This is a genomic window from Roseofilum sp. KMC-1 (assembly GCF_057802075.1).
Genome location: NZ_CM173605.1, coordinates 1,235,987 through 1,257,810 on the forward strand (window position 1 = coordinate 1,235,987; position 21,824 = coordinate 1,257,810).

25 protein-coding genes are annotated in these 21,824 nt (G+C 44.6%); 19 read left to right on the top strand and 6 right to left on the bottom strand.

Annotation, left to right across the window (positions count from 1 at the left end; genetic code table 11):
- Positions 1-54: 54 nt before the first annotated feature.
- From crn3 to AC3FZD_RS05905, 15 genes are all read left to right on the top strand, one after another.
- The gene (gene crn3 / locus AC3FZD_RS05835) at positions 55-384 is read left to right on the top strand and encodes a CRISPR-associated ring nuclease Crn3/Csx3 (protein WP_488739226.1); all 330 of its coding nucleotides are present in this window, start codon (positions 55-57) and stop codon (positions 382-384) included.
- Positions 385-389: 5 nt separating this feature from the next.
- Positions 390-1,304 carry a CRISPR-associated protein Csx3 gene (locus AC3FZD_RS05840; protein ID WP_488739227.1) on the top strand — a complete coding sequence of 305 codons (915 nt, stop codon included), beginning with the start codon at positions 390-392 and terminating at the stop codon, positions 1,302-1,304.
- Between the two features lie 28 nt (positions 1,305-1,332).
- Positions 1,333-2,277 carry a putative CRISPR-associated protein gene (locus AC3FZD_RS05845; protein ID WP_488739228.1) on the top strand — a complete coding sequence of 315 codons (945 nt, stop codon included), beginning with the start codon at positions 1,333-1,335 and terminating at the stop codon, positions 2,275-2,277.
- A 137-nt stretch (positions 2,278-2,414) separates the two neighbouring features.
- Positions 2,415-4,682, top strand: a complete 2,268-nt coding sequence (cas10, locus tag AC3FZD_RS05850; RefSeq protein WP_488740276.1) for a type III-B CRISPR-associated protein Cas10/Cmr2 — start codon at positions 2,415-2,417, stop codon at positions 4,680-4,682.
- The gene (locus AC3FZD_RS05855) at positions 4,682-5,407 is read left to right on the top strand and encodes an RAMP superfamily CRISPR-associated protein (protein ID WP_488739229.1); all 726 of its coding nucleotides are present in this window, start codon (positions 4,682-4,684) and stop codon (positions 5,405-5,407) included. Before cas10 ends, AC3FZD_RS05855 begins: the two co-directional genes overlap by 1 nt.
- Positions 5,407-6,606 (top strand): type III-D CRISPR-associated RAMP protein Csx10, encoded by a 1,200-nt coding sequence (csx10, locus tag AC3FZD_RS05860; protein WP_488739230.1) that lies wholly within the window; start codon positions 5,407-5,409, stop codon positions 6,604-6,606. The genes AC3FZD_RS05855 and csx10 overlap by 1 nt, the downstream gene beginning before the upstream one ends.
- Positions 6,603-7,022: a hypothetical protein gene (locus tag AC3FZD_RS05865; RefSeq protein ID WP_488739231.1), complete on the top strand. Its 420-nt coding sequence runs from the start codon at positions 6,603-6,605 to the stop codon at positions 7,020-7,022. The genes csx10 and AC3FZD_RS05865 overlap by 4 nt, the downstream gene beginning before the upstream one ends.
- Before the next feature lie 15 nt (positions 7,023-7,037).
- Positions 7,038-7,892, top strand: a complete 855-nt coding sequence (gene csx7, locus AC3FZD_RS05870; protein WP_488739232.1) for a type III CRISPR-associated RAMP protein Csx7 — start codon at positions 7,038-7,040, stop codon at positions 7,890-7,892.
- Between the two features lie 10 nt (positions 7,893-7,902).
- On the top strand, positions 7,903-8,841 hold the full coding sequence (locus tag AC3FZD_RS05875; protein ID WP_488740277.1) for an RAMP superfamily CRISPR-associated protein: 939 nt from the start codon (positions 7,903-7,905) through the stop codon (positions 8,839-8,841).
- Positions 8,838-9,266, top strand: a complete 429-nt coding sequence (locus tag AC3FZD_RS05880) for a hypothetical protein (protein WP_488739233.1) — start codon at positions 8,838-8,840, stop codon at positions 9,264-9,266. The genes AC3FZD_RS05875 and AC3FZD_RS05880 overlap by 4 nt, the downstream gene beginning before the upstream one ends.
- A gap of 6 nt (positions 9,267-9,272) precedes the next feature.
- Positions 9,273-10,289 carry an RAMP superfamily CRISPR-associated protein gene (locus AC3FZD_RS05885; protein ID WP_488739234.1) on the top strand — a complete coding sequence of 339 codons (1,017 nt, stop codon included), beginning with the start codon at positions 9,273-9,275 and terminating at the stop codon, positions 10,287-10,289.
- Positions 10,289-10,927 carry a hypothetical protein gene (locus AC3FZD_RS05890; protein WP_488739235.1) on the top strand — a complete coding sequence of 213 codons (639 nt, stop codon included), beginning with the start codon at positions 10,289-10,291 and terminating at the stop codon, positions 10,925-10,927. Before AC3FZD_RS05885 ends, AC3FZD_RS05890 begins: the two co-directional genes overlap by 1 nt.
- A 119-nt stretch (positions 10,928-11,046) precedes the next feature.
- Positions 11,047-13,041 (top strand): hypothetical protein, encoded by a 1,995-nt coding sequence (locus AC3FZD_RS05895; RefSeq protein ID WP_488739236.1) that lies wholly within the window; start codon positions 11,047-11,049, stop codon positions 13,039-13,041.
- Between the two features lie 64 nt (positions 13,042-13,105).
- Positions 13,106-13,501 (top strand): DUF732 domain-containing protein, encoded by a 396-nt coding sequence (locus tag AC3FZD_RS05900; protein ID WP_488739237.1) that lies wholly within the window; start codon positions 13,106-13,108, stop codon positions 13,499-13,501.
- Between the two features lie 70 nt (positions 13,502-13,571).
- Positions 13,572-15,353: an SLC13 family permease gene (locus AC3FZD_RS05905; RefSeq protein ID WP_488739238.1), complete on the top strand. Its 1,782-nt coding sequence runs from the start codon at positions 13,572-13,574 to the stop codon at positions 15,351-15,353.
- 131 nt (positions 15,354-15,484) lie between these two features.
- Here AC3FZD_RS05905 and AC3FZD_RS05910 read toward each other — a convergent pair whose 3' ends face one another.
- From AC3FZD_RS05910 to AC3FZD_RS05920, 3 genes are read right to left on the bottom strand one after another with little or no spacing between them, the layout of a single operon-like run.
- Entirely contained in the window at positions 15,485-15,874 is a 390-nt protein-coding gene (locus tag AC3FZD_RS05910; RefSeq protein WP_488739239.1) for a hypothetical protein, read from the bottom strand.
- A gap of 57 nt (positions 15,875-15,931) precedes the next feature.
- Positions 15,932-17,047: a glycosyltransferase gene (locus AC3FZD_RS05915; protein ID WP_488739240.1), complete on the bottom strand. Its 1,116-nt coding sequence runs from the start codon at positions 17,045-17,047 to the stop codon at positions 15,932-15,934.
- A 54-nt stretch (positions 17,048-17,101) separates the two neighbouring features.
- Positions 17,102-18,079: a GDP-mannose 4,6-dehydratase gene (locus AC3FZD_RS05920; protein ID WP_488739241.1), complete on the bottom strand. Its 978-nt coding sequence runs from the start codon at positions 18,077-18,079 to the stop codon at positions 17,102-17,104.
- Between the two features lie 31 nt (positions 18,080-18,110).
- Here AC3FZD_RS05920 and AC3FZD_RS05925 point away from each other — a divergent pair, with 31 nt between their 5' ends.
- Positions 18,111-18,209, top strand: a complete 99-nt coding sequence (locus AC3FZD_RS05925; protein WP_488739242.1) for a DUF4112 domain-containing protein — start codon at positions 18,111-18,113, stop codon at positions 18,207-18,209.
- A gap of 103 nt (positions 18,210-18,312) precedes the next feature.
- Positions 18,313-18,873: a Uma2 family endonuclease gene (locus tag AC3FZD_RS05930; protein WP_347179579.1), complete on the top strand. Its 561-nt coding sequence runs from the start codon at positions 18,313-18,315 to the stop codon at positions 18,871-18,873.
- A 35-nt stretch (positions 18,874-18,908) separates the two neighbouring features.
- Here the strand turns inward: AC3FZD_RS05930 and AC3FZD_RS05935 are convergent, their stop codons facing one another.
- Positions 18,909-19,049, bottom strand: a complete 141-nt coding sequence (locus tag AC3FZD_RS05935; protein ID WP_488739243.1) for a hypothetical protein — start codon at positions 19,047-19,049, stop codon at positions 18,909-18,911.
- 60 nt (positions 19,050-19,109) lie between these two features.
- Here AC3FZD_RS05935 and AC3FZD_RS05940 point away from each other — a divergent pair, with 60 nt between their 5' ends.
- Together AC3FZD_RS05940 and AC3FZD_RS05945 are read left to right on the top strand one after the other, a co-directional pair.
- A complete protein-coding gene (locus AC3FZD_RS05940) occupies positions 19,110-19,586 on the top strand; it encodes a nitrate reductase associated protein (RefSeq protein WP_488739244.1) in 477 nt (158 codons plus the stop codon).
- Positions 19,583-20,416, top strand: coding sequence for an alpha/beta fold hydrolase (locus AC3FZD_RS05945; RefSeq protein WP_488739245.1), 834 nt, complete (start codon positions 19,583-19,585; stop codon positions 20,414-20,416). The genes AC3FZD_RS05940 and AC3FZD_RS05945 overlap by 4 nt, the downstream gene beginning before the upstream one ends.
- A gap of 70 nt (positions 20,417-20,486) precedes the next feature.
- On the opposite strand, the gene AC3FZD_RS05950 is transcribed toward AC3FZD_RS05945, so the two are convergent.
- Both AC3FZD_RS05950 and rlmB read right to left on the bottom strand, forming a co-directional pair.
- On the bottom strand, positions 20,487-20,768 hold the full coding sequence (locus AC3FZD_RS05950; protein ID WP_488739246.1) for a DUF1816 domain-containing protein: 282 nt from the start codon (positions 20,766-20,768) through the stop codon (positions 20,487-20,489).
- Positions 20,769-20,885: 117 nt separating this feature from the next.
- Positions 20,886-21,821 carry a 23S rRNA (guanosine(2251)-2'-O)-methyltransferase RlmB gene (rlmB, locus tag AC3FZD_RS05955; RefSeq protein ID WP_488739247.1) on the bottom strand — a complete coding sequence of 312 codons (936 nt, stop codon included), beginning with the start codon at positions 21,819-21,821 and terminating at the stop codon, positions 20,886-20,888.
- Positions 21,822-21,824 lie beyond the last annotated feature (3 nt).

Here is a 21,824-nt window from a genome sequence, read left to right on the forward strand (position 1 = left end):
ATCTATTTCCAGCTAGGACTATAATACCTGTAAATCAACCTTGAGGAGCCAGTTATGAGTTCAGTAGAACTAACCGTCATTCCCCATCAAACGCGATCGGGACTTAACTATCAACATCTTCACATCGAAATTCTCACCGAAAACGGTGTCATTATCCCCCAAGATCTCAAAGAATTAAAACTACCCAAACTCGACTATTCCCAAGGCGTAATTCTTGAAGGCAAAGCTCCCATTTGGCTCTATGGCTATCTCGTTCATGAATGCCATCCGGCAGCCTGGGTTGCTTGCTACGACACTCGTTTAGGCGGTGTTGTCGTCGCCACCCATTCCCCAACCATCAACGTCAGTCAAGTATTGCCTTTAGACTTACCCACCTTCTCCTAATCATCATGGAAGTCGAATTACAGCGCATTTTTCTGAAGGCAAAAGCACCCGTTAATGGCTTAATTCAAACTTTAGCCATCAACCTGCTCAAACCCTCAGAACTCATCTCCACTCAAGCCTTACTCAACCTCCAATTTCCTTCAGATTTAGACCCCCATCAACCCCTACTTCTATTTGGTCGCGCTCCTGTCTGGTTATATACCTATTTGGGAGAAAAATTTTCCTCCTTTCCTTGGGTAGCTTTTTTTAACATTCAAGAACAAGCGGCGATCGTCGTCATCAGTCACTCTTCTGACATCACCATAGGAGATACCATTCCTCTTGAGTTTAGTAACAATTTATCTCCTGCACTCCTAATTGTCGGCCCGCCCAATAGCGGCAAAAGTGTCCTATCTAATACACTTCGGGTACACTTGTCCCAAACTTTACCTTATGTGAGCAGTTACTTACATCGAGCCAACTGGGACGGTGAAGGCAATCACACCTACGAAACCCCAGACAGAGAGCTATCCAAGCGTTTGAAGCAAAAAAATAAAGTTCCAATTTGTAAACATCCTGATGCAGAAAAACTTTTAATACAGTATTTTGAGGATCAAGCTAAGAATACTCGCCATATTCGCAACGTAGTCGATTTAGCCCTTGTGGATGTAGGAGGCAAACCCGATCCAGTAAAGCGACCCACCATTGAGCAATGTACCCACTACATCATCATCAGCAGTCAACCGGATCAAATCCCGATTTGGCACAAGCTCTGCCACGGTTTAACCCCAGTCGCCGTCATTCACAGTGTTTTAGAGGAGAAAGTCGAAGTATTGCATACCCAACCCTATCTAGAACTCATCGCTGGCCCCTGGCATCGGGATACTATGCCCAGTGTTCCAGATGTTCTGTTAGAGGTGATCGTCCAAACTTTTTCATAAAAAATTGCCCAAAAAAGGAACTAAGATCATGCACACTATCATTATGACCGTTGGTACATCTCTACGCACTAATACCGATCGCGATTTACCCAATGATAAAAAACGCCCTTGGGCAAACAACAAAAATCGGTTTGAAGATGGACGAATTTTTCAGAATTTTGATGAACCTTTACAGTGGATGAAGACGGCAGAATTAGAATTGATCAGCGCAGAAACCAATACCTTCTGGCGACTCGATCCTACTCCAAGCGATCGCATCCTTCTCCTCCATTCCGCTACCGACTCCGGCCAAGAATGTGCTGAAGTCCTACAAACCTACCTTAAAACATACCTAAGTCAAAATCATGTTGATATTGAGTCAATACCCGACATTAACTACGACTTAGATGAATCCGGTTCTGCTTTAGACCAAATGGCTAATCTATTGCGGCAACATATTCAGAAAGCTCAGACTAATGGATCGGTCACCCTGGCAGCGACAGGAGGGTTTAAAGCGCAAACAATGGTCATGGGATTAGTGGGAAATGCATTAGGTATCCCAGTTTGTTACATCCATGAAGCCTACAAAACATTAGTTTATTTACCCTATATTAACACCAGTGGTCAACCGGAAAACAAACCGATTCCAGCCAATTTACCAAAATCAGGAAGAGACCGAAATACTGTCCTGCAAATCCAAGCCGAAAAACAAGGACATCATCGCCCTAAAAATTGGAAAAAAGTCGAAAAAATTCTTCAAGATTTACCTTGGGTTGATTTAGTACGGTTTGATTATAAGGCTTTTTCTGCGGCTCAAAATGGTGTAAAAGGTTCACCGCATGATTTAGAGGATGGGCGTAAAGTTCTTTGGTTACACCTTTACGAAAATGAGCAAAAACGCATTGCAGTTGCCATTGAAACCACAGGTTATACACCAGAACATTTACAAGCGGCTGCGGCTGAACTACGGGAGCGTCTCGGACGTATTTTTTAATTATTGAAATACCTTGGGAATAAAAATTCATGACATTAAAACCAATCAAATCCCAACTTTGCCTATCACAACTTATGCAAATGCCAAAAACAAAATCAGCCAGCAAACATCCTGAAAATCCAATGCACCAAAAACCTATGCGGAAACCAATAAATCTTCTTTTAATTGGCATTGCTTGGTGTCTCGCTTGGGGTGAAGAGCAGCAGCCCCAGATCGGTATTGAACATCTACAGCAGATGAGAAATGTTCTTCTAGCTCAAGGAGATTTACCAGCAGAAGTCAAGCCTTTTGTTGAGCAGGCTCAAAAGTTGGCAGAATTGCCTTATCCTGAGACTGTGGAGCAATTGCAAAAACTGAGTGAGGAAAACCCCAATTTATGGAATACCAAGATTGGGTTGGTTTATGGAGGAGCAACAAAAATTAAACAGTATGTTTTTGAAGCCTCAAATCTACAAGATATTCGGGGCGCTTCTGCGCTTCTAGACCGCATTAATCTTATAGATATTCCTGCTTTCTTTGGTCAAGGTGAATCGACGTTAATTAAACAGTGGTTAGAGCAACCAGAAAATTTCCCAGGATTACATCAGGCTCTCATTCCTGAGTTAATTATTTATTCCACAGGGGGTAATATTCTTGCCTTTTGTCCAGCCGCATATATTGATCAACTGGCTAATGCCATTGAAAAGCGATACACTGAAGAAACTTTAACGGCTAATTCTTGTGCTGTAGGTGATACATTTCGATTTCTAGAACTCCGTTTTGGTCTACTCAAAAAACCTATTGAAGAGACTAATTGGCTAGAATGGTATCAACGCAATAGCTCACATCCTTTAGTTGAAGCCTATTATGGCCAATCGGATTCCGATCCTTCTAAAAACTTTAAAGATCGTAAGAGTTTTAATGAACTGGTCGGCCAATTAGCTACTTGCTTTAATCAGCGTCGCAGTGGCTATGAACAGCCTCAAGAAAACCGCCCAAGTCGTCGTTATCCACCTATGTTTGAAACCCATCCCTATGTGCGACGAGACGAAACTGAACACCGTTCTGCTGTGCGTCAAGCTCAACGTTTACCTAGTAAGCCTTGGTTATCTGATTCCCTAGCCCGTAAACGAATTGCGGGTCAAAAATCCAAGCGTGATAGTCAAAATATAGGCTGGTATAAGTCATCAGAATGGCTTAATTGGGAGCCAGGTGAATTTAACAGTTGGGTGAGCAAATTTGAAGGTTATCTAACCTCTGATTCACCTAATTCACCATACCGTAATTGTCCTGAGTATCAACATTTAGAAGACTCTCACAAAGAAGCGCGATCGCTCCGTGAATTGGGTAATATAAGTGAGCCTCAAGGTTTTGTTGCTTATCTTTATGCTGATGGTAATAACATGGGAGGTTATATTCAGAAAATCAAAACACCACAAGAATATCAGAAATTTAGTGAAAATGTATCTAGAGCTACAGAAAAATCGGTTTACAAAGCATTAGAACGGCATCTCAAGCCACGCAAGCTCGAAGGTTTGAATGATTCGGACAATGAAAACCGGAATGGAAAATGGATTCATCCTTTTGAGATTTTGACGATTGGCGGCGATGATGTAATGCTAATTGTCCCGGCAGAAAAAGCCTTGGAAATCGCTAAAACTATTGGTGAAGAGTTTGAAAAGATTTTACTAACTCTCGATCCTTCTTTAGCGGTATCTCCTGAAAAAGTACAGAAACCAGAAAGCACAATTCATCGCTGTAAACTTGGTGAACCTCCCAGTTTTCAATGTCAACTAAGCATGTCTATTGGCGTATTAATTACAGCGCTCGATACTCCCATTTACTATGCGGAAAACTTGGCCAATCAACTCCTCAAGTCTGCTAAGAAAAAAGCAAAAGAAGCTAAGAAAGATTTGAGTTATTATGGGGGGACGATTGACTTTTTAGTAATGAAATCGGTCACGATGCTATCTTCTAGTATTGTAAAATTTCGTGAAAAGGGATTAGTGATTGAAGGTAAGCCTAAGCTCAAGCTTTATGCTGCACCCTATACTTTGCATGAAATAGGTGGATTACTCGAAACAGTTAAGGCCCTGAAAGATTCTGAATTTCCGCGATCGCAACTTTACCAGGTTCGGAGTTTACTAGAACAAGGCAAGAATACTGCTATCTTGAACTACCGCTATTTTCGAGTGCGGTTAAAGGAAGAAAAACAACAGCCTCTACTCGAAAAATTTGAAAAAGCTTGGTGTCCACCTAAAGATCCGAATAATGGGGGTAATTTAGCCCCTTGGATGTCATTAAAAGAAGATTCTAGCACCACCTATGAAACAATTTGGCGTGAACTGGTTGATCTCTATCCATTTGTAGAAGAGCCAGACAAAACATCTGAACAATCTATCGAAAGTGAAGCGGAGGTTTCCTAATGGTTCAATTAAGTACATTAATGCCAAATTCTTACCATACCATTGAGCTAACTGCTTCCATTGATACCGCTCTATGTGTTGGCGCAGGTGGTTCATCGGGTTCTTTAGCAGATAAGCCAATTGTTCGCACTGCTGAGGGTAAATTGTTGATTCCTGGATCTCATTTAAAAGGTCGCTTGCGCCACGAATGTGAAAAGTTATTACGTGGACTAAAATGGCCCATTTGTGAATCCCCTAATCCGCAAACCATGTGTCCACAAAGAGCAAATTTTGGTGATGAAGATGATTTTCATCGAGAAGAATATAAGGTTAAAGTTTATGATGATGAATCTTACCACTGTTTAGTTTGCCAAATTTTTGGTAATCCAACTCTGCGATCGCGGATTCTTGTGGATGATTTAATTTGTCAAGAAGATCCCCAAAATTTACCTGAAGCCCTACGTCCTGGTGTCACAATTAATCGTCGCCGCCAAACCGCAGAAGAGAAAAAATTATTTTTTCTGGAAACTTCAGCAATGAATTTAAAACTACCCTTCAAAGGCTGTATTTATCTAGAGCCAAATTGTCCCAGTTATGCCAGTATTCTCCTCTTATCAGCCATTAAGCATATTCATGCATTAGGGGGAAGTAAGTCAGCCGGATTGGGTTGGCTGACATGGGAGGTTGGTAAAAAGGAAAATATCGATCAAACAGCTTGGAGTTTTTTAGCGCAAGAGAGTCCCTAATGAAAGAAATTAAACTTAAAATTAAAGCTCTTTCACCATTGGCAATTAGCCGCCAAAAACCGGGAGGTTCAATCAGTGAAGCTCAAGACTATATCCCTGGATCGGTGATTCGCGGTGCAGTTGCTGCTCATATCCTCCGCCAACCTGGTGTTGATCCAGATCGTCCTGGTGGCGATTTTCAGACGCTTTTTGTCGATCAAGAAGCAGCAATTTTTACTAATGCCTACCCAACTGTAGAAGGAGAAGAAGTTTATGTTTTACCAGCAACGGCAGTCAGTTCTAAATCTGACCCTGGTTTCCAATCAGAAAAATCGAAAAATGCTGGTGTTTTTGATACATTAATTGACCGAGTTTGTGCAGACTTTCATGGTCAATTGTACGATCCAAATTGTCCAAAAAATAGGGGGAGAGTAGAACCGTTTAGTGGTTTTTATAGTGTTAAAAATGGTCAGTATACATCCCATAATGCTGAAAAGCGATTATTAACTAGAGTCGGAATTAATCGTCGCAGATCTACGGCAGAAGAGGAGATACTCTACAGCATTGAAGTGATTAGCGAAAATCAAAAAGATAAATATTTTGAGAGTCATGTTTATTTGAAAGATAGAGAGCTTTCTGAAGATTTAAGGAATTATCTTATTTCAAGTCACTTGCGATTGGGGGGATCGACATCGCGGGGATTGGGTAAGGTGGAAATTCAAGCAGAAGTTACAGATTATGAATCTGAAACTGAAGCCAGAGTTAATCAATTTAATACGGTTTTCAAACAGCGCTGGGAAGTTTGGAATGAGGTTTTTGAGAAGTCTCAAGATTCATTGATTCAAGACCATCAGTTTTTTACTCTTGATTTACAGTCTGATGCCATTCTCACTGAGCAATGGCGGCGGACAATGGTAATTTCACCAGCGATGCTCTGTGCTATGACGAGAGTTGAAGATCCTGATTTACGGCTTCATGGAACCTACAGCAGTTATGATTATTGGTCAGGCTGGAATTCTGCATGGGGACTGATGAAAGATGTTGAGCTTATTACTAAAAAAGGATCGGTTTTTTTGTTCAGTACGCCTAAAATAGAGGTATGGATCGATGCTTTAAAGGAATTAGAATATCAGGGTGTGGGCGATCGCACTCTAGAAGGCTTTGGTCAAGTACAAGTTTGTAACACATTTCATCATATCTTTCGGGAGAATGCAGTATGAATGTTGACCCAGAACAAAAGATTGAACTACAAGTACAAAAAGGTATCCGTGAAGCTGAGGATGAATTGGTTCGTTGGATTGAAGATGCTTTAGATAAAGGAACGAGAGAGGGTCAACTAGAAGAGGCTCAATTTCGTAACTTGCTCCGAGTATCAGAAACAACGACCAGTTCAGAAGTGATTAAGAATTTTCTCCGCTATCAGGTAGGTAGAGACAAAAAATGGGGGCGCGGAGCAGGTTCATTGGCTGAACGCATTATTACTGATATTGATGGTCAGTTGAAATCTAAAGCAGAAGACATCAAGAAAAAAGCAGGAAGTAGCTATGAAAAAGTGATCCATATTGAACTCATTCGGCGCTATCTTGGCTATGGTTCTCGCCGCTTAGTATACCTTAATAAGCAAGCAAAAAAATGACTGAGGTAACCCATTATGTTTGATGTCTTCAAAAACCGGCTAGAAATTACCGGAACTCTGACAACTGTCACCGCTTTGCGAATTTCTAAAGGGAGATCGAGTGAACCCATCGGTTCTGATTTGCCCGTGATTAAAGATGCCCTCGGAAGACCTTTTATTCCGGGTTCAAGCTTTAAAGGAGCATTGCGATCGCGCCTAGAAAGCTTTTTACGTGCCATTGATCCTCAACTAGCCATTGAGCCTAGCGAACTTACCGGATCGACTTGGACACGGTGGATAAAAGATCAAAAGCAAACGGCGGCTAATGATGCCGATTTAACAGCAGCATTACTCGATCAAACCGATCTAGTTTCTCGTCTATTTGGTGCGCCTTGGATAGCAGGAAAACTACAAGTTCGCGATTTAACAGTCATTCCTGATGCCTGGTTCGGGCAATATCAAGAACGGGATGGTGTTTGCCTAGATCGGGATACAGAAACTGCGGCTGAGGGCAAACTTTATGATTTTCAAGTTGTCCCTGCCGGAACGCCTTTTGAATTTAAAGCTGTGGTTGAAAATGCTGAAGATTTGGAATTAGGCTTACTCATCATTGGCTTACATCAGTTGGAAACGGAGCAAATTCCCCTGGGGGGCGGGCGATCGCGAGGGTTAGGCGTTGTACGATTAGAAATTTCAGAGGTTTGCTGGATCGATCCTCAAGATAATCCACAGGAATTGCTAACCTATCTCCAACGATTGATCAATGATGAAAAAGATAATGACTACAAGCTGAGTCCCGAACGCTTTCAAGAGTACAAAAATACTTGGACTGAAGCGCTTATCAATCACTTAAAAAGTAAAATATCTTCCTCCACTCCAGTCAATTCATAAGGAGAAAATGATGCACCAGCGCTATGTCAATCACTGCATTCTTGACCTGAATATTTCTCCCTGTGGCCCGCTCCTGATTAAGTCAGGAAAACAGGGAGCCGATCCCACAAAACCAGATATGGAATTTGTGGATACTTATTATCAGGGAAGACGATCCATTTATCTGCCGGGTAGTTCGCTTAAAGGGGCCATTCGTGCCCACGCAGAGCGGATTGTGCGGACAGTGGGAGGTCATAAAAGTAATGGTCAGGGAATCTGGGCGAACGATCCGATTAAAGATAACCATGAATATCTCAGTAAAAAATCAGCACCAGAAATTTACAAGTTATCCTGTTTTACCGATCAAATGTTTGGCAGCACAGAAATTGCCAGTCGAGTTCGGATTGAAGATGCTTATCCCGTCGATTGCCAGCAACTCAAAATTGAAGAACGGAATGGGGTTGCAATTGACCGAGTATTTGGCTCTGTGGCTGTTGGGCCATTTAATTATGAAGTCTGTACTGCTGGGGAATTTCGCACGAAAATTCACCTCAAAAACTTCACTTTGGCACAATTAGGATTGATCGCTTTGGTATTGCGAGATCTCGATGATGGGTGGTTTGGTTTGGGTTATGCTAAGTCTCGCGGGATGGGATTAGTTAAAGTGGCTTTTAATCAGGCAGTTGTTCAATATCCTGGCTGTATTTTAGACAATGACCAAATTAAAGCGATGGGTTCAAATCGGCAATGGCATAAAACGATGTTATTGGGGGCTGGAGAGTTTTTAGACGCTGATGAAGCCAATCAATACGGATTTTCTCAGCCCGATTGCCAGCAAACGCCTGTAGCTGGATCGCTGATGGAGTTTGGGTTTGGCGTAAAACTTACCTGGTCAGGAGCAGAACAGGTCAAAGATTTATTTATACGGTCAGTGAAGGCATGGAGTAAGGTTTTGGGGGTGACAGCATGAGCGCATTTGTGGGAACTTGTACTGTTGATTCAGCAGAGAAATTGCGATCGCTCCTAGAATCGCTCAAAATAGAAAAGTCTTATTTTTTTCTCAGGTGGCCTCACCAAGTCAGTGGCTTTTCCCAGAGTTTACCTATAGATTTTCCTAGCCCAGAGGGTCAAATATTTGATGACCAAAAAGAACTTCGCTGGCAAAAAAAAGGAGATAATTTTAGCCTACTATTATTAAATGAAGAAGGGATACATGAAGATTTTCATCCTCTCGGTAAAACTTGGTTAACCAAGATTAAACCTGCCCATCTCTACCGCAAAAATGAAACCCGCTTTCCTAAAAAAAATCACCATCAACCCATTAATTTAGGTCAGCGTTACTTTATTGATGTAGAAACTTCTACGGTTCACTTTGTCTCCCTTACTGTTCTTTAAGAAGTTATGCCTAACCCACCTAATCGACCCATCCCACCTAAAAAAACAGATCCTCAAAATTCTGGATCAAAACCTTACGATCTAGTGCCATTTCCCGCAAAAAAACCGGATCTTAAGCCTCCTGTGGGACACGATCGCTACCGCAAAGATCTTCTGCATGGTAAGCTCACTTTAAGGCTGGCCGTGAAAACTCCTGTGCATGTATCCACTGGAATTTTAGTGATGGGAACAGATATCGGCGAGCGTGCGCCACTGATTCAAACCATGACTCAAGGACAGCAACAAAAACTGATTATTCCTGGCAGTTCTTTTAAAGGGGTTATGCGCTCTATTTATGAAGCAATTACTAACAGTACCCTTGCAGTAGTTAGCAATAAAGATAAGATGCCTCTAGATCGGCTACCTTGCCAAAACAAAGATCAACTTTGTCCAGCTAGTCTTGTTTTTGGTGCATTGAATTGGCAAGGCTTAATTCACTTTACTGATGCTATCTGCGAACAACTGAAGCCAGTTACGGGTTCTATGCGGTCGCTTTATCCTCCTTCTAATAAGCGACAAGCTTACTTGAAAAATGGGAAAGCTATTGGACGAAAATTTTACTATAATGCAGTGGAGGCTGTGAGTAAAGGCGGTGTTTCAGTCCAGCAGGCAGGAACTGAGTATCAGTTTAAAACAACTCTCCAATTTAAGAATTTATCCCTGGCTCAATTGGGGACGCTACTGATTTCTCTTGGTCAAGATCCCAACTATGCGATCGCCCTTAAAGTCGGTGGCGGTAAACCCGTTGGCATGGGTACAATGAGGGTTGAAATTGAGGCGCTAGAACGGCCTGATTGGCAACAGCGATACCATCAGTATACTATTTCGGACAGCGATCGCCTCACCGATCAAGCGCGACAGGATTTAGTGAATCAGGCATTAAAAGCGGCTCATGAGAGCTTGATTGAAAAACCACAACTTGAAAAACTGGCTCAGATCCTGAAATGGCCAACAGATTACCATGCACCAGAGGGGATGTACTGATGGAAACAACAGATTTAACCCCGACTCAATGGCAAGTGGCTGAGGCGATCGCCGCTCAACTGGTACGTGATGGTACTGATCATAATGAATTTCGTAAAACCCTCTCCTATCTTCGCGCCTACAGCGATCGCGCAGATGCTGGTAAAAAATTCTTCGACTATTTGAAGACATTGGATCGTCATGGCAATACGATTGCCCGTAGTGGAAAAACCCAACAATATCTTAAAAGTATTGCTCAAACTTGCCAAAAGTCTCTCAAAGATTATCAGGATGATGTAGCCGTCATGCTGAATATTTTAGGCTGGGCGGCTCGATTGATGCCGTATTACAAAGCAACTCCAATTGGCGAAAAAGATCCCAGTCCCCATGATATTCCTTCTGATAAACAACAGGTACGTCAAGAAAAGTTAGAACAGTTCCGAGATCGGATTAAACCAGAGGTGGGTAAGCCAATAGAGGCTCGTGTTGTTGAAAAGAAAAAGGGCAACAAAGTCAAGTACGAAATTGCCGAATTTTTTTATGAAGAAAAAGAACCGAAAAACTTTAATGATATTCCTGACAGTGGCAAAGTAACCGTAGAAATTAAATCGCTCAAGGAAGATGGTACGATTAATCATGTGAAATTTCTCAAGACTTAAGGCGCTCTTCCTAATCCAGAAACCCGATCTACCAACTCCCTAGCCCAAGAAGACCCTAATTAAGTTAGGATCGGACGTAATTTGCAAACCGTGATGGGTACTCCTCCAAGCCAGCAACCATGAAAGCCTGGGAATTTCTGATTCAAAAAGAGGGCGATCGCGCCTGGTTACCCCTAGAACCCCCTAGCTCAGAAGTCTTAGAGGGACAATATCGCTTGGTGCTTCGCTCTCCCTATCCACAAACAGCGATCGCCATTCACCTCAGCTACCAACTCCAACCCTCATCCCCTCCCCAAATTCAAACCCGTCAGCACCAAACCAACAAAGAAGGCCTCATGGTCGTCTTTCCCTACACTTACCTCAAACCGGGAGTGTGGGAAATTGCCTGTATTGCCCATCCCGATCAGCAACCCCCCCAAACCTATCAGGTGTCCCTCGAATCCTTATATTTAGATCCAGAACCCGACGCAATAGAGGCAGAAACAGAAGCGGATGTGCTACAAAAGCCAGAAGAGTATGATAGTAGCTTCTTTGATGTTCCTCCCCCCCCAGAGCGACCTAAACCCAAACCTAGCCCAGTCTTAGAAACTTCATCATCCTGGGAAAACGTCGATCTGTCCTCCCTAGAACTGATCCTCGATCGCACCATGTATGTGCAAACCAGCAACACCCCCATTACCCTCACCGGACAACTACGGGGAAATCGCCCCCAAACCTTCCCCCAACCCATCGGTTTACAACTGGCGATCGCCCTCAAAAACCCCCAAAACCTCGAAACCCTACAAGAACTCAAACACCAGCTTATTCTCCAAAGCCTTCCCGTTCCCTTTGAATACAGCTTTAACCTCCCCCCCTTAACCTCCCTATGCTTTATCCTCGGACAAGCTCAACTCTTTGACTCCTGGGCAACTCCCGCTCTTCCCGCTCAAGGAACACCTACCCCCCCAACTGCCCTCACAGAAACCCAATTTAGTATTACCATCGGTTTGCAACAACTCATGGCAGCCATCACCGATCGCCGCGATACCGAAGAAACGCCTCACCCTCCCATTCTTCCCTTCCCCCTCACCGGCGATCCCATCCCCCAGCCTCCCCCCGTCAAACCCCCCTCCGTCAACCTCGATCTATTTAACATCGCTAAAGCATCTCCAGCAGAGATAGAAGCATCCTGGGAAAGTACCCCTTCCTCCTCCCTGCCACCCCAACTTTTTCCTCCTTCTGACTCTTCCAAAGTCAAATATCTGCAATTACCCTCACTCAACGGAACCCAACCCCCACCTGAGCAAGATTTACCCCAACTTCCGCCCTCCTCTGAACCCCCCAAACCCAAGCTCAACCTTAGCTTACCGCCCCTAAATCTCAACCGCCAACCCCAGGAAGGGACTTCCCCCCCTCCTGCACCATCTCCTCCTTCCCCCGTGGATGAAGCCTTCCACTCCCTGCACCTACAAGATAAATTTAACGAGCGACTCAACGATCTAGCCAAAGATGCAGAAGATTGGGTTGAAGATAATACCGAAGAAGAGGATCGGGTAATTGAGGAAGAATTTGACGATCAGGAGAATGATCGGGTGATTGAGGGAGAACTCGTAGACGATGACTCTACCTATAGCTTAGAAGGAACGGCCAGTTTTCCCTTGCTCCTCGCACCAGCAGCCGAGTCCCAAGAAATTGTCTTAGATCGCGGCGATCGCCAGTTGGATCTCCCTAAGACTCCAGAAGCACCATCTGAGTCAGAACCCCCCTCATTTCTAACCCCCTTGCCTATTCCCATCCTGGAAGCGCCAGAGCGAGACTGGATCGCCGAAGAAATGATTCCCATCAAAGTCTCTTTAGCCACGCGATCGCCCCATCTCCATATTAAATACTGGTTAGTCGATGCCCAAACCCGCACCCTCTTAGATGAACCCCACTGGATCGTCGATCTGGTTCCTGACAGCCATGGCTCTCGCAGTATCATCTTTAACTTTACCGTGCCCAAAGGAGCCATGGAAATCCAATTTGAGGCGATCGCCGTCGAACTCCTCACCCAACGGGAAAGCCATAAAACCAGTTTCCGCCGCCTCATCATTCCCCCCAACTTACCCGAAGTCACCTTTGAGGAACTCGACTAGGGCAATTCCAGATCCTCTTGCTAAACTAGGAAAGACTCTAAACTGCAACCTGGTATCTCTTCTTATGTCCTTAATCTCCAAGCTTTCCTGGATGAGCTTAACCCCCCTGTTCCTCAGCCTCATCTCCCCTGTCAGCGCCCAACTTCCCATTCCCGAATCTGTCCGTTTTGAAGACTTCCTTCCCACCCTCTTAACTCCCCTGGAAGCCCAAGTTTACCAGGCGATAGGCGAAAAACAGGCGATCGCCTTAGCCCAACAAACATGCAGCGCCCTCAACTCCGGACAAACCCTAGAAGAGCAGATTAATACTGTCGCACAACAACTCGCTGCTGGCGGCATCACCACAGCACAAGCACAGGCGATCGGATTATTCAGTAGTAAAGTAATTGTGGCCGCCGTTGCCACCCTTTGCCCCCAACATACCACCCAACTACAACAGCTACAACTCCCCACCCCATAATCAACAATCGTCAGGGAACAGCATCTACATTATTATTCTGTATTCTGTTCTCAACTAGCCATCCCCAACTATGCCCATCATTCTCACCCTGACCGTTGTTATTCTTGGTTTAATTTCTTTCATTACAGAATGGCTTCCTGCCGATATTACTGCCCTCTCCATTGCCATCACCTTAATGTTACTGGGTTTAGTCACCCCCGAAGAAGGAGTTTCTGGCTTTAGTAACTCTGCCACCATCACCGTCATGGCCATGTTTATCCTCAGTGCAGGAATCACCAAAACTGGCGTAATTCAAGTCGTCCGGAACTGGATGCTCCGTTGGGGCGGAAATCATCCCTCACAGCAAATTTTTGTCATGGGTTCAATTGTCGGCCCCATCTCAGCCTTCATCAACAATACGGCCATTGTCGCTATTTTTCTCCCCATTATCGAAGAGTGGAGCAAACGCAAAAAAATATCCCCCAGTAAACTTCTTATTCCCCTATCCTATTCGACTATTTTAGGCGGATTAATCACCCTAATTGGCACATCAACCAATATTCTCGCCAGTGGTGTATCTGCCCAACTCGGCTATGGTGAGTTTTCAGTCTTTCAGTTTACCCAATTGGGCTTAATGGTCTTTATTATCGGGTTAACCTATCTGTCCTTAGTCGCTCCTAAATTACTTCCCAATCATGAAAACAACCTTGCAGGAGAAGACTATAACCTCAATGACTATGTAAGTGAAGTCGTTATTAGTCCTCGTTCAAGCTTAATTGGTAAGACTTTACAACAAACCAAAATTCAGCGTAAATTTGACTTAGATGTTCTGGAAATTATTCGTGATAAACAGCGCTTTTCCCAACCTCTAGCTGATAAAGTCTTGAATGCTGGCGATATTCTCGTAATTCGCAGCAGCCGCGAGGAATTACTCAAAATTCGTGAATCTAAGGGACTCGAAATTTTAGCCGATGTCAAATTTCAAGAACAACCCCTAGAAAAAGTCCTCGCTTCCGGAGAAGAAAAAATTGCTGAAGTTCTGATTTTATCCAATTCTAGATTAATTGGAACTACCTTAAAAGACCTGAGATTTAGACAACGCTACAATGCTACAGTTTTAGCCATTAGAAGAGGTTCCGAATTAGTCCAAGGACGGCTGGGAAAAATTTCTCTTAAATTTGGTGACTTGCTCTTGGTTCAAGGGCCAAAACAGAGCTTTGTAGGTTTACAAACAACTCGCGAACTGCTGGTTCTAGAAGAAAAACCAGCAGATAGTTTAAGGCGTAAAAAAGCGAAAATAGCTCTGGGCATTACCATGGGAGTCATCTTGCTATCCGCTTTTGATATTATGCCGATCTTACTGAGTTCTTTAATCGGCGTAGTATTAATGATTATAACGGGATGCTTAAAACCAGGAGAAATTTATGGAGCGGTGCGCTGGGATGTTATTTTCCTCTTAGCCGGTTTAATTCCCCTCGGTATAGCCATGACTAAATCGGGGGCAACTCAATGGTTAGCTGAAAATTTAATCAGTTTAGGAGGGCATTTATCCGGTTATTGGATACTTTTATTCTTCTTTGTCATTACTTCTCTCCTTACCGAAATTCTTTCCAATAATGCCTCCGTCATTCTGATGTTACCCATCGCAGTAGAAGTGGCTAAAACCCTAGGCTTAAACCCCTATGCCTTCATGTATGCCGTCACATTTGCCGCCTCTAATAGTTTTATGACTCCGATTGGATATCAAACCAATGCTATGGTCTATAGTCCGGGAGGGTATAAGTTTTTTGACTTTACTAAAGTGGGCGCACCCTTGAGTTTACTAATGATGTTTACGGTTCCCTTGTTGATTACCTTTATCTATGGGTTATAAGTGAACATCCGTTGGCCCTTTCAGCTAAAATCTGGAGATCGAGAAAGATATAGTCGATTTGAATACGAATGAGACACCATGAGATATCTACAATGACGGTATATGTAGGGGCGAAAAATTTTTCGCCCCGACTAACTTCCTCGGTCTTCGATTTGCTGCACAGAGACATCGATCGCCTCTACGTCAATAGTGCCATCGGGAGTCAGTCGGGTAAACTTGCCAGAAGCCACTTGTAGGGGTTCCCCACAACCGGGACAGCGCACTTGAGTCTTATTCAAGGCGGGAAATGAGGTCTGACAGACGGGACAGGATGACTCAATCAGGTTTCGTTGCAACCACCAGCGTAAACCAATCAGAAGAATTACAGGGGCGATCGCCAACAAGAGAATCAAGATGACGATCGAATGGACGATCCAACCCAAACCTACCGATCCTAACAGCCAAACTCCCCCGAAAATAGCCAACCAAAAGCCAATACCGGATAGGTTAATCTGAAGTTTTTTCCAGCCGTCTAAGTTCACGATCGCCTCCTTCTGGGGTCTGTCTTCTTCTAGAATAATGGCTCAGTTGCCCAATTGTCAGTCATAAAGCAGTTGAGCTAACCGTTGGGTAAAGGCCGGTTTTCCAAACCCAGAGAGAGCTTGTTCCCGTAACCAAGAACCCTGACAACGGCGATCGCCCCCTTGCAGAATTTCAATACAGGCAATTGCTACCGCTTCCGGGTCTCGGTAGGGCACTTGCCACCCCAAACGCCCATCTTGCAAGGGATCGGCAGAACCATCATTATCGCCCGATAATACGGGAACACCACAGGCCATGGCTTCAAGATATACAATCCCAAACCCTTCTTGGGACGGCATAATATAAGCATCCGCCAGACGATAATGATCCACCAAGGCCTCATTGGGGACAAAACCAGCAAATATAACGCGATCGCTCACGCCCAGATCCGCGGCCAACTTCTCCAACCGGGGGCGATCGTCTCCCCGACCGATCGCCAAATACTTCACATTCGGGATCGCATGGGCAATTTTTGGCAGCGCTCTGATCGTCACATCCACCCCCTTATAAATATCCCCACTCCACAACCGGGCCACCGTCATCAGCACCTTAGCATTCTCCAACTGGTAAGCTTGTACCAACTCCTGATTTTTCGGCCCTGGAGTAAACACCTTCCCATCGATCGCACAGGGAAGCAATTCAAATTTTTGGCGATCGAGGTTATTATTCGCACTCGTCCGATCCCGACTATAGCGGCTAATTGTCCAAATCCATTCCGCCTTAGCCAATGCATCGCGATATTTAGGCGCTAAAGGTTCCCACGCTTCCTTACCATAGGTCAAAACCGTATAAGGAATGCCCAAAGGCTGACATAAAATTTGGATCAAGGGCGCTAAGTACACATGGCCGCAAAACACCCGACGAGGCCTTTCTTGCAGCAAACGTAAAAATAAGGTACTCGCTAAATAGGTGCGACCCAACCAAGCTTGATCTTTTTTGAAGTAATAAAACTTCAGACCCGGTTTACCCTCAAACGGATTATCACATCCCGCTTCATCCCGCAACAGATACACTTCAGCCCGTCGATCCGGGTGTTCACTAGACAATTCAACATAACTCCTAAGAATATCTTTAACATAGGATTGGATACCCCCTTCCAAGCTAAAGATCTCCAAAAACACAAATATATCCATAGTAATAGTTAATAAGTAATAGGTAATAGACGATCTCCCCATACCCCCATCTCCCTATCCCCCTATCTCCCCACGTTCTAACAACTCTAAATCATGCTGTACCATTTTCTCAATTAATTGCTCAAAACTCACCTGGGGATTCCACCCCAATTTCGTCTTCGCCTTAGTCGGATTCGCCACCAATTGAAAATGCTCATCTTGCCGTAAAAACTTCGGATTAATCGTTACATAATCTTCCCAATTTAAATCCACACAAGCAAACGCTGTAGCCACTAAATCTTGCACACTGTGGAGTTTTCCTGTGCCAATCACATACTCTTCCGGCTCATCAGCTTGCAGCATTCGCCACATCGCCTCCACATGATCCCCTGCATAGCCCCAATCTCGTTTCGCTTCTAAACTTCCCATCTCTAAACTTTCTCTCACACCCAACTTAATTGAAGCGGCCGCTAAAGACACTTTACGAGTAACAAAATTTTGCGGTCGTCGCGGAGATTCATGATTATATAAAATTCCACTACAAGCAAACAACCCATACCTTTCTCGGTGATGAACCATTGTCCAATGGGCATGAAGTTTAGCGGCTGCATAGGGATTTTTTGGTCGAAATGCGGTTTCTTCATCCTGGGGAGAACAGCGCACATCCCCAAACATTTCCGAACTGCTGGCCTGATAAAATCGGGTGTTTAAATTCGCTTGACGTACTGCATCTAACAGGCGTGTTGCTGTTCCCGTCACCAAGTCTAATGTCCCTAACGGGTCATCCCAAGAAGCCGGAACAAAACTAGGGGCAGCGAGATTATAAATTTCATCGGGATGCTTGGCTTCAACCATCTCAATCAGAGCTTGACTATCCGTTAACTCCACAGGATAAATCTCGATCTGTTCCCCTAACTCTCCCAGTTTAGAAACATTTTTTTGTCGTTGAGGAGAGACTAATCCGACCACATGATATCCTTTTCCTAAGAGTAGCTGACTCAAGTAATAACCGTCTTGACCTGTAACTCCTGTAATGATTGCTGTTTTGGTCATGGAATAGTGGGTGAATTGGGTTTATGTTTTTATGTTAAATCATCTCTGGGTGCTTCAACCCGGAATTGTCCCCATTTTAGGCGATTTATTCGATCTCACCTGGAAAGCGAACGCCATGAATGTAGAATGACTCGAAGAACCTATACAAGCGACTAAATCCAGTGAAGCAGGCGATCGCGGCTCTCAACTTTGCTACAATAGAAGCTGAAAACTCACTTGTTCCAGTCGTCAATATGGCAGAACTCCTTACCCCAACCCTGACACTGCCACAATTTTTGCAGCAACCAGAAACCAAACCAGCGAATGAGTATATTAATGGGGAAATTGTTCAGAAGCCGATGCCTAAAGGTAGACACAGCCGTTTGCAGGGAAAACTCTGCGCTACGATTAATCAAGTTTCAGAAGAGGGAAAAATTGCTTACGCTTTCCCAGAATTAAGATGTAGTTTTGGCACGCGATCTATTGTGCCTGATGTATCGGTTTTTCGCTGGGATCGTATACCCTTTACCTCCGAGGGTGAAGTTCCCGATAACTTTAATATCCCCCCAGATTGGATCGTTGAGATTCTTTCCCCTGAACAGCGTCCCAATAAGGTATTAAGCAATATTCTGTATTGTTTAAATCAGGGCAGCAATCTGGGCTGGTTTATCGATCCAGACGATCTCAGTATCTTATGTTTAATGCCTCAGCAACAGCCTGTTATCTGTCAAGGCGATGTCGTTCTTCCGGTTCTCAGGGATATCAACCTGACTCTAACGGTAAATCAAGTCTTTAGCTGGTTGAAAATGGTGTGAATCTAAGTGTAAATGCATGAAAATCAAAAAAAGTTCTATAATGCTTCTTGCGATCGAGACATAACTTTATTTTTTGCGATGGCTAAGATCAACTCTCGATTGAGCATGAGTTCATATTCATCTCCTTCTAACCCTAAAAAATGACACCAACTTTTATGCAACTTCTGTGATGACATTCGATCGCACAACCTCATGAGTTGCTACACTCTGTAAAATCCCTCATCAACAGATCCTTCATGAGCAATAATCAGGGCGACAACCGATCTTTCTTTCAGTTTGAAACGGATTTTGTACAAGACCTGCGCTGTATTCCCATGCAGGTGCGGATGAAACTCGATAATTGTGGAGTGAAACTGAAATTAACCCATTGGCATCAGTTCACGGTAGAGGAGAGAGAAGGACTGATGGCTTTATCTTGTGAGACCCTGGAGGAACAGCAGGCCTATCGGCAACGGTTGCGAGAGTTGGTATTGGCCAAAACGGGAAACTTTCCCCAGGATCTCGACATCGATCCCGATCGCCCCTGGATGGATGCAACCACGATCCCCACCCTGGTCGCACAGAAGGCTGAGAGTGTAGAGGTTGATTTGACCCTACAACAATGGGCTAGATTGAGTCCAGCCCAGCGTTTTGCCTTAATTAAACTCAGTCGTCCCAGCCATGAAAATCATAATTTTCTCCCCGCATTGAGGGAGTTTGAGATTGTACCATGAGCAAGGATTTGTTTGTGGAGTTGAAGGGGGAAGGGTTCCCGGTGCTGTGTTTACATGGCCATCCGGGTACGGGTAGCTCCATGTCCGTGTTTACCGATCGCCTCTCTAGACAGTTTTGGACGTTGGCCCCAGATTTGCGCGGGTATGGTCGCTCTCAGGTGCGAGAAGAATTTGAATTAGTCGATCATTTAACCGATCTAGAGGCCCTATTGGAGCGGTTCGAGATTGGCCCCTTTTTGCTCTTGGGATGGTCTTTAGGAGGCATTCTCGCCCTAGAATTGGCTCTGAGGCATCCGCAACGGGTGAAGGGGTTAATTCTGGTTGCGACGGCAGCTAGACCCCGTGGAAACCATCCGCCTGTGGGTTGGCTGGATTACCTGTATACGGGGATAGCGGCCCTGTTGAATGGGATCAAACCGGGATGGCAATGGAATATCGAGCAATTTGGCAGGCGATCGCTCTTTCGCTATTTGATCCACCAACATACTCCCCAAGCCTACCGCTATTTAGCGCAAGCAGGCACAAGAGCCTATCTGACCACCTCTGGGGCGGCTAACCGCGCCCTAAATCGGGCCCTGAGAGAGCGCTACGATCGCCGAGAAGCCCTCCCTCAGATCCAATGCCCCACCTTAGTCTTAGCCGGGGCCCAAGATTGTCATATTACCGCCGATGCCAGTTGGGAAACCGCGCAAGCTCTACCCAAAAGCCAATGGCACTGCTATCCGGGAACCGCCCATTTATTCCCTTGGGAAGTCCCTAACCTCGTTTTAGCCGATATTGATGATTGGTTGGCCTCTCAGGGATTAACCCAGGTCGGCTCAACCCCGTAGCTCTAGCAAAAAATTAAGGTCAGCATCTGAAGAGAAACAGGAGCCACCCCTATTTCTCTGGGTTATCTGGTTAACCACTATAGGCAGGAGTCTGCTGACCATTAATCTCCCCCAAGTCTTCGGAGATTGTCAGAGCCTCCGGCTTACATTGTTTGATTGTGCTACTGATCCCCTCAGCCGCTTCAGCTTTGAGATCCTCTTCATAGCCTTGTTGGGCTTGTTGAGCTTCTTCTTGGCTCTGAAAGGGCCCGAAGTAGTAAGTACAAGCCGGAGCTTGAGTTTTGATTTCAATCCAGTAGGCGAAACCGAAGAAGTTCTGGGTATTCACTAACAAATCTTTGAAGTTATTCATGACTAGCCTGCCTATTGACTCTGCCGATGGACGATAAGGTTAAACGGACGCTATTAAGCTATGATCGGATTTCTTTACATTTTGTTATACATGGTGAAATTTATTTTGGCAATTCCTCTAATGACCAGAAATATCTAAAGGGGCAGTCCACCGTTGCCGGTAGATTTCATAAAGGCTCATACCCGCAGCGACGGAAGCATTAAGACTAGGGGTATTGCCTTGCAGAGGAATCGAAACGAGAAAATCACAATGGCGTTGGGTGAGTAAGTTCAAACCACTGCCTTCTGAACCAATGACCAGGGCGATTGCTCCCGAAAACTTGACCTTATGGAGAAGTTCTCCCGATTCGGCCACCGTACCATAAATCCAAAACCCTGATGCTTTCAATTCTTCCAAGGCCCTAGCCAAATTGACAACCCTAGAAACCGGAAAAGATTCTAAAGAACCGGCTGCCACCTTAACCACAGTCGAGGTGATCCCCACTGCTCGTCGTTGGGGGATCACGAGTCCCTGAGATCCCACCGCTTCAGCCGTGCGAATCATTGCCCCTAGGTTATGGGGATCGGTAATCCCATCAGCAATAACTAAGACCGGATTAGGGTTTTTTTCCTTTGCTCTGGTAATCAGCTCCGACAACTCTATATATTGATAAGGAGCCACCTGAACGGCAACCCCTTGATGATTACCGCGATCGGTAATTTGATCAAGTCGTCGATAGTCCACCTCATCAATCACAGTTCCGTTAGCCTTTGCCTGGTTGAGGAGGGTATGAAAGCGAGAATCATATCTCATTTTCGCAGTAATCCAGACGCGATTAATATGCCGTTCGCCTTTAAGGACGGCCAGCACCGGATGGAGACCATAGATTAAGTCGGGATTGGAGTCCTGGACTATTTCGGTAGGTTGCTCTTGGGAGTCTTCTTTTAGAGACTCTATTTTGGCCGATGAGGGACGGGACTTGAGAATGGGTTTAGATTTCCCTTTCAGTTGGGGATGTGAAAACCTTTTCGCCTCAGACTTTTGTTGAGGACGGGGTTTCTGAAAAGCTGCCATAGG

What these genes read in the sequence shown, in the direction of transcription:
- crn3 (WP_488739226.1), top strand. Translation starts at nt 55, where the DNA reads ATGAGTTCAGTAGAACTAACCGTCATTCCCCATCAAACGCGATCGGGA.
- AC3FZD_RS05840 (WP_488739227.1), top strand. Translation starts at nt 390, where the DNA reads ATGGAAGTCGAATTACAGCGCATTTTTCTGAAGGCAAAAGCACCCGTT.
- AC3FZD_RS05845 (WP_488739228.1), top strand. Translation starts at nt 1,333, where the DNA reads ATGCACACTATCATTATGACCGTTGGTACATCTCTACGCACTAATACC.
- cas10 (WP_488740276.1), top strand. Translation starts at nt 2,415, where the DNA reads ATGCGGAAACCAATAAATCTTCTTTTAATTGGCATTGCTTGGTGTCTC.
- AC3FZD_RS05855 (WP_488739229.1), top strand. Translation starts at nt 4,682, where the DNA reads ATGGTTCAATTAAGTACATTAATGCCAAATTCTTACCATACCATTGAG.
- csx10 (WP_488739230.1), top strand. Translation starts at nt 5,407, where the DNA reads ATGAAAGAAATTAAACTTAAAATTAAAGCTCTTTCACCATTGGCAATT.
- AC3FZD_RS05865 (WP_488739231.1), top strand. Translation starts at nt 6,603, where the DNA reads ATGAATGTTGACCCAGAACAAAAGATTGAACTACAAGTACAAAAAGGT.
- csx7 (WP_488739232.1), top strand. Translation starts at nt 7,038, where the DNA reads ATGTTTGATGTCTTCAAAAACCGGCTAGAAATTACCGGAACTCTGACA.
- AC3FZD_RS05875 (WP_488740277.1), top strand. Translation starts at nt 7,903, where the DNA reads ATGCACCAGCGCTATGTCAATCACTGCATTCTTGACCTGAATATTTCT.
- AC3FZD_RS05880 (WP_488739233.1), top strand. Translation starts at nt 8,838, where the DNA reads ATGAGCGCATTTGTGGGAACTTGTACTGTTGATTCAGCAGAGAAATTG.
- AC3FZD_RS05885 (WP_488739234.1), top strand. Translation starts at nt 9,273, where the DNA reads ATGCCTAACCCACCTAATCGACCCATCCCACCTAAAAAAACAGATCCT.
- AC3FZD_RS05890 (WP_488739235.1), top strand. Translation starts at nt 10,289, where the DNA reads ATGGAAACAACAGATTTAACCCCGACTCAATGGCAAGTGGCTGAGGCG.
- AC3FZD_RS05895 (WP_488739236.1), top strand. Translation starts at nt 11,047, where the DNA reads ATGAAAGCCTGGGAATTTCTGATTCAAAAAGAGGGCGATCGCGCCTGG.
- AC3FZD_RS05900 (WP_488739237.1), top strand. Translation starts at nt 13,106, where the DNA reads ATGTCCTTAATCTCCAAGCTTTCCTGGATGAGCTTAACCCCCCTGTTC.
- AC3FZD_RS05905 (WP_488739238.1), top strand. Translation starts at nt 13,572, where the DNA reads ATGCCCATCATTCTCACCCTGACCGTTGTTATTCTTGGTTTAATTTCT.
- AC3FZD_RS05915 (WP_488739240.1), bottom strand. Translation starts at nt 17,047, where the DNA reads ATGGATATATTTGTGTTTTTGGAGATCTTTAGCTTGGAAGGGGGTATC.
- AC3FZD_RS05920 (WP_488739241.1), bottom strand. Translation starts at nt 18,079, where the DNA reads ATGACCAAAACAGCAATCATTACAGGAGTTACAGGTCAAGACGGTTAT.
- AC3FZD_RS05925 (WP_488739242.1), top strand. Translation starts at nt 18,111, where the DNA reads ATGTTAAATCATCTCTGGGTGCTTCAACCCGGAATTGTCCCCATTTTA.
- AC3FZD_RS05930 (WP_347179579.1), top strand. Translation starts at nt 18,313, where the DNA reads ATGGCAGAACTCCTTACCCCAACCCTGACACTGCCACAATTTTTGCAG.
- AC3FZD_RS05935 (WP_488739243.1), bottom strand. Translation starts at nt 19,049, where the DNA reads ATGTCATCACAGAAGTTGCATAAAAGTTGGTGTCATTTTTTAGGGTTA.
- AC3FZD_RS05940 (WP_488739244.1), top strand. Translation starts at nt 19,110, where the DNA reads ATGAGCAATAATCAGGGCGACAACCGATCTTTCTTTCAGTTTGAAACG.
- AC3FZD_RS05945 (WP_488739245.1), top strand. Translation starts at nt 19,583, where the DNA reads ATGAGCAAGGATTTGTTTGTGGAGTTGAAGGGGGAAGGGTTCCCGGTG.
- AC3FZD_RS05950 (WP_488739246.1), bottom strand. Translation starts at nt 20,768, where the DNA reads ATGAATAACTTCAAAGATTTGTTAGTGAATACCCAGAACTTCTTCGGT.
- rlmB (WP_488739247.1), bottom strand. Translation starts at nt 21,821, where the DNA reads ATGGCAGCTTTTCAGAAACCCCGTCCTCAACAAAAGTCTGAGGCGAAA.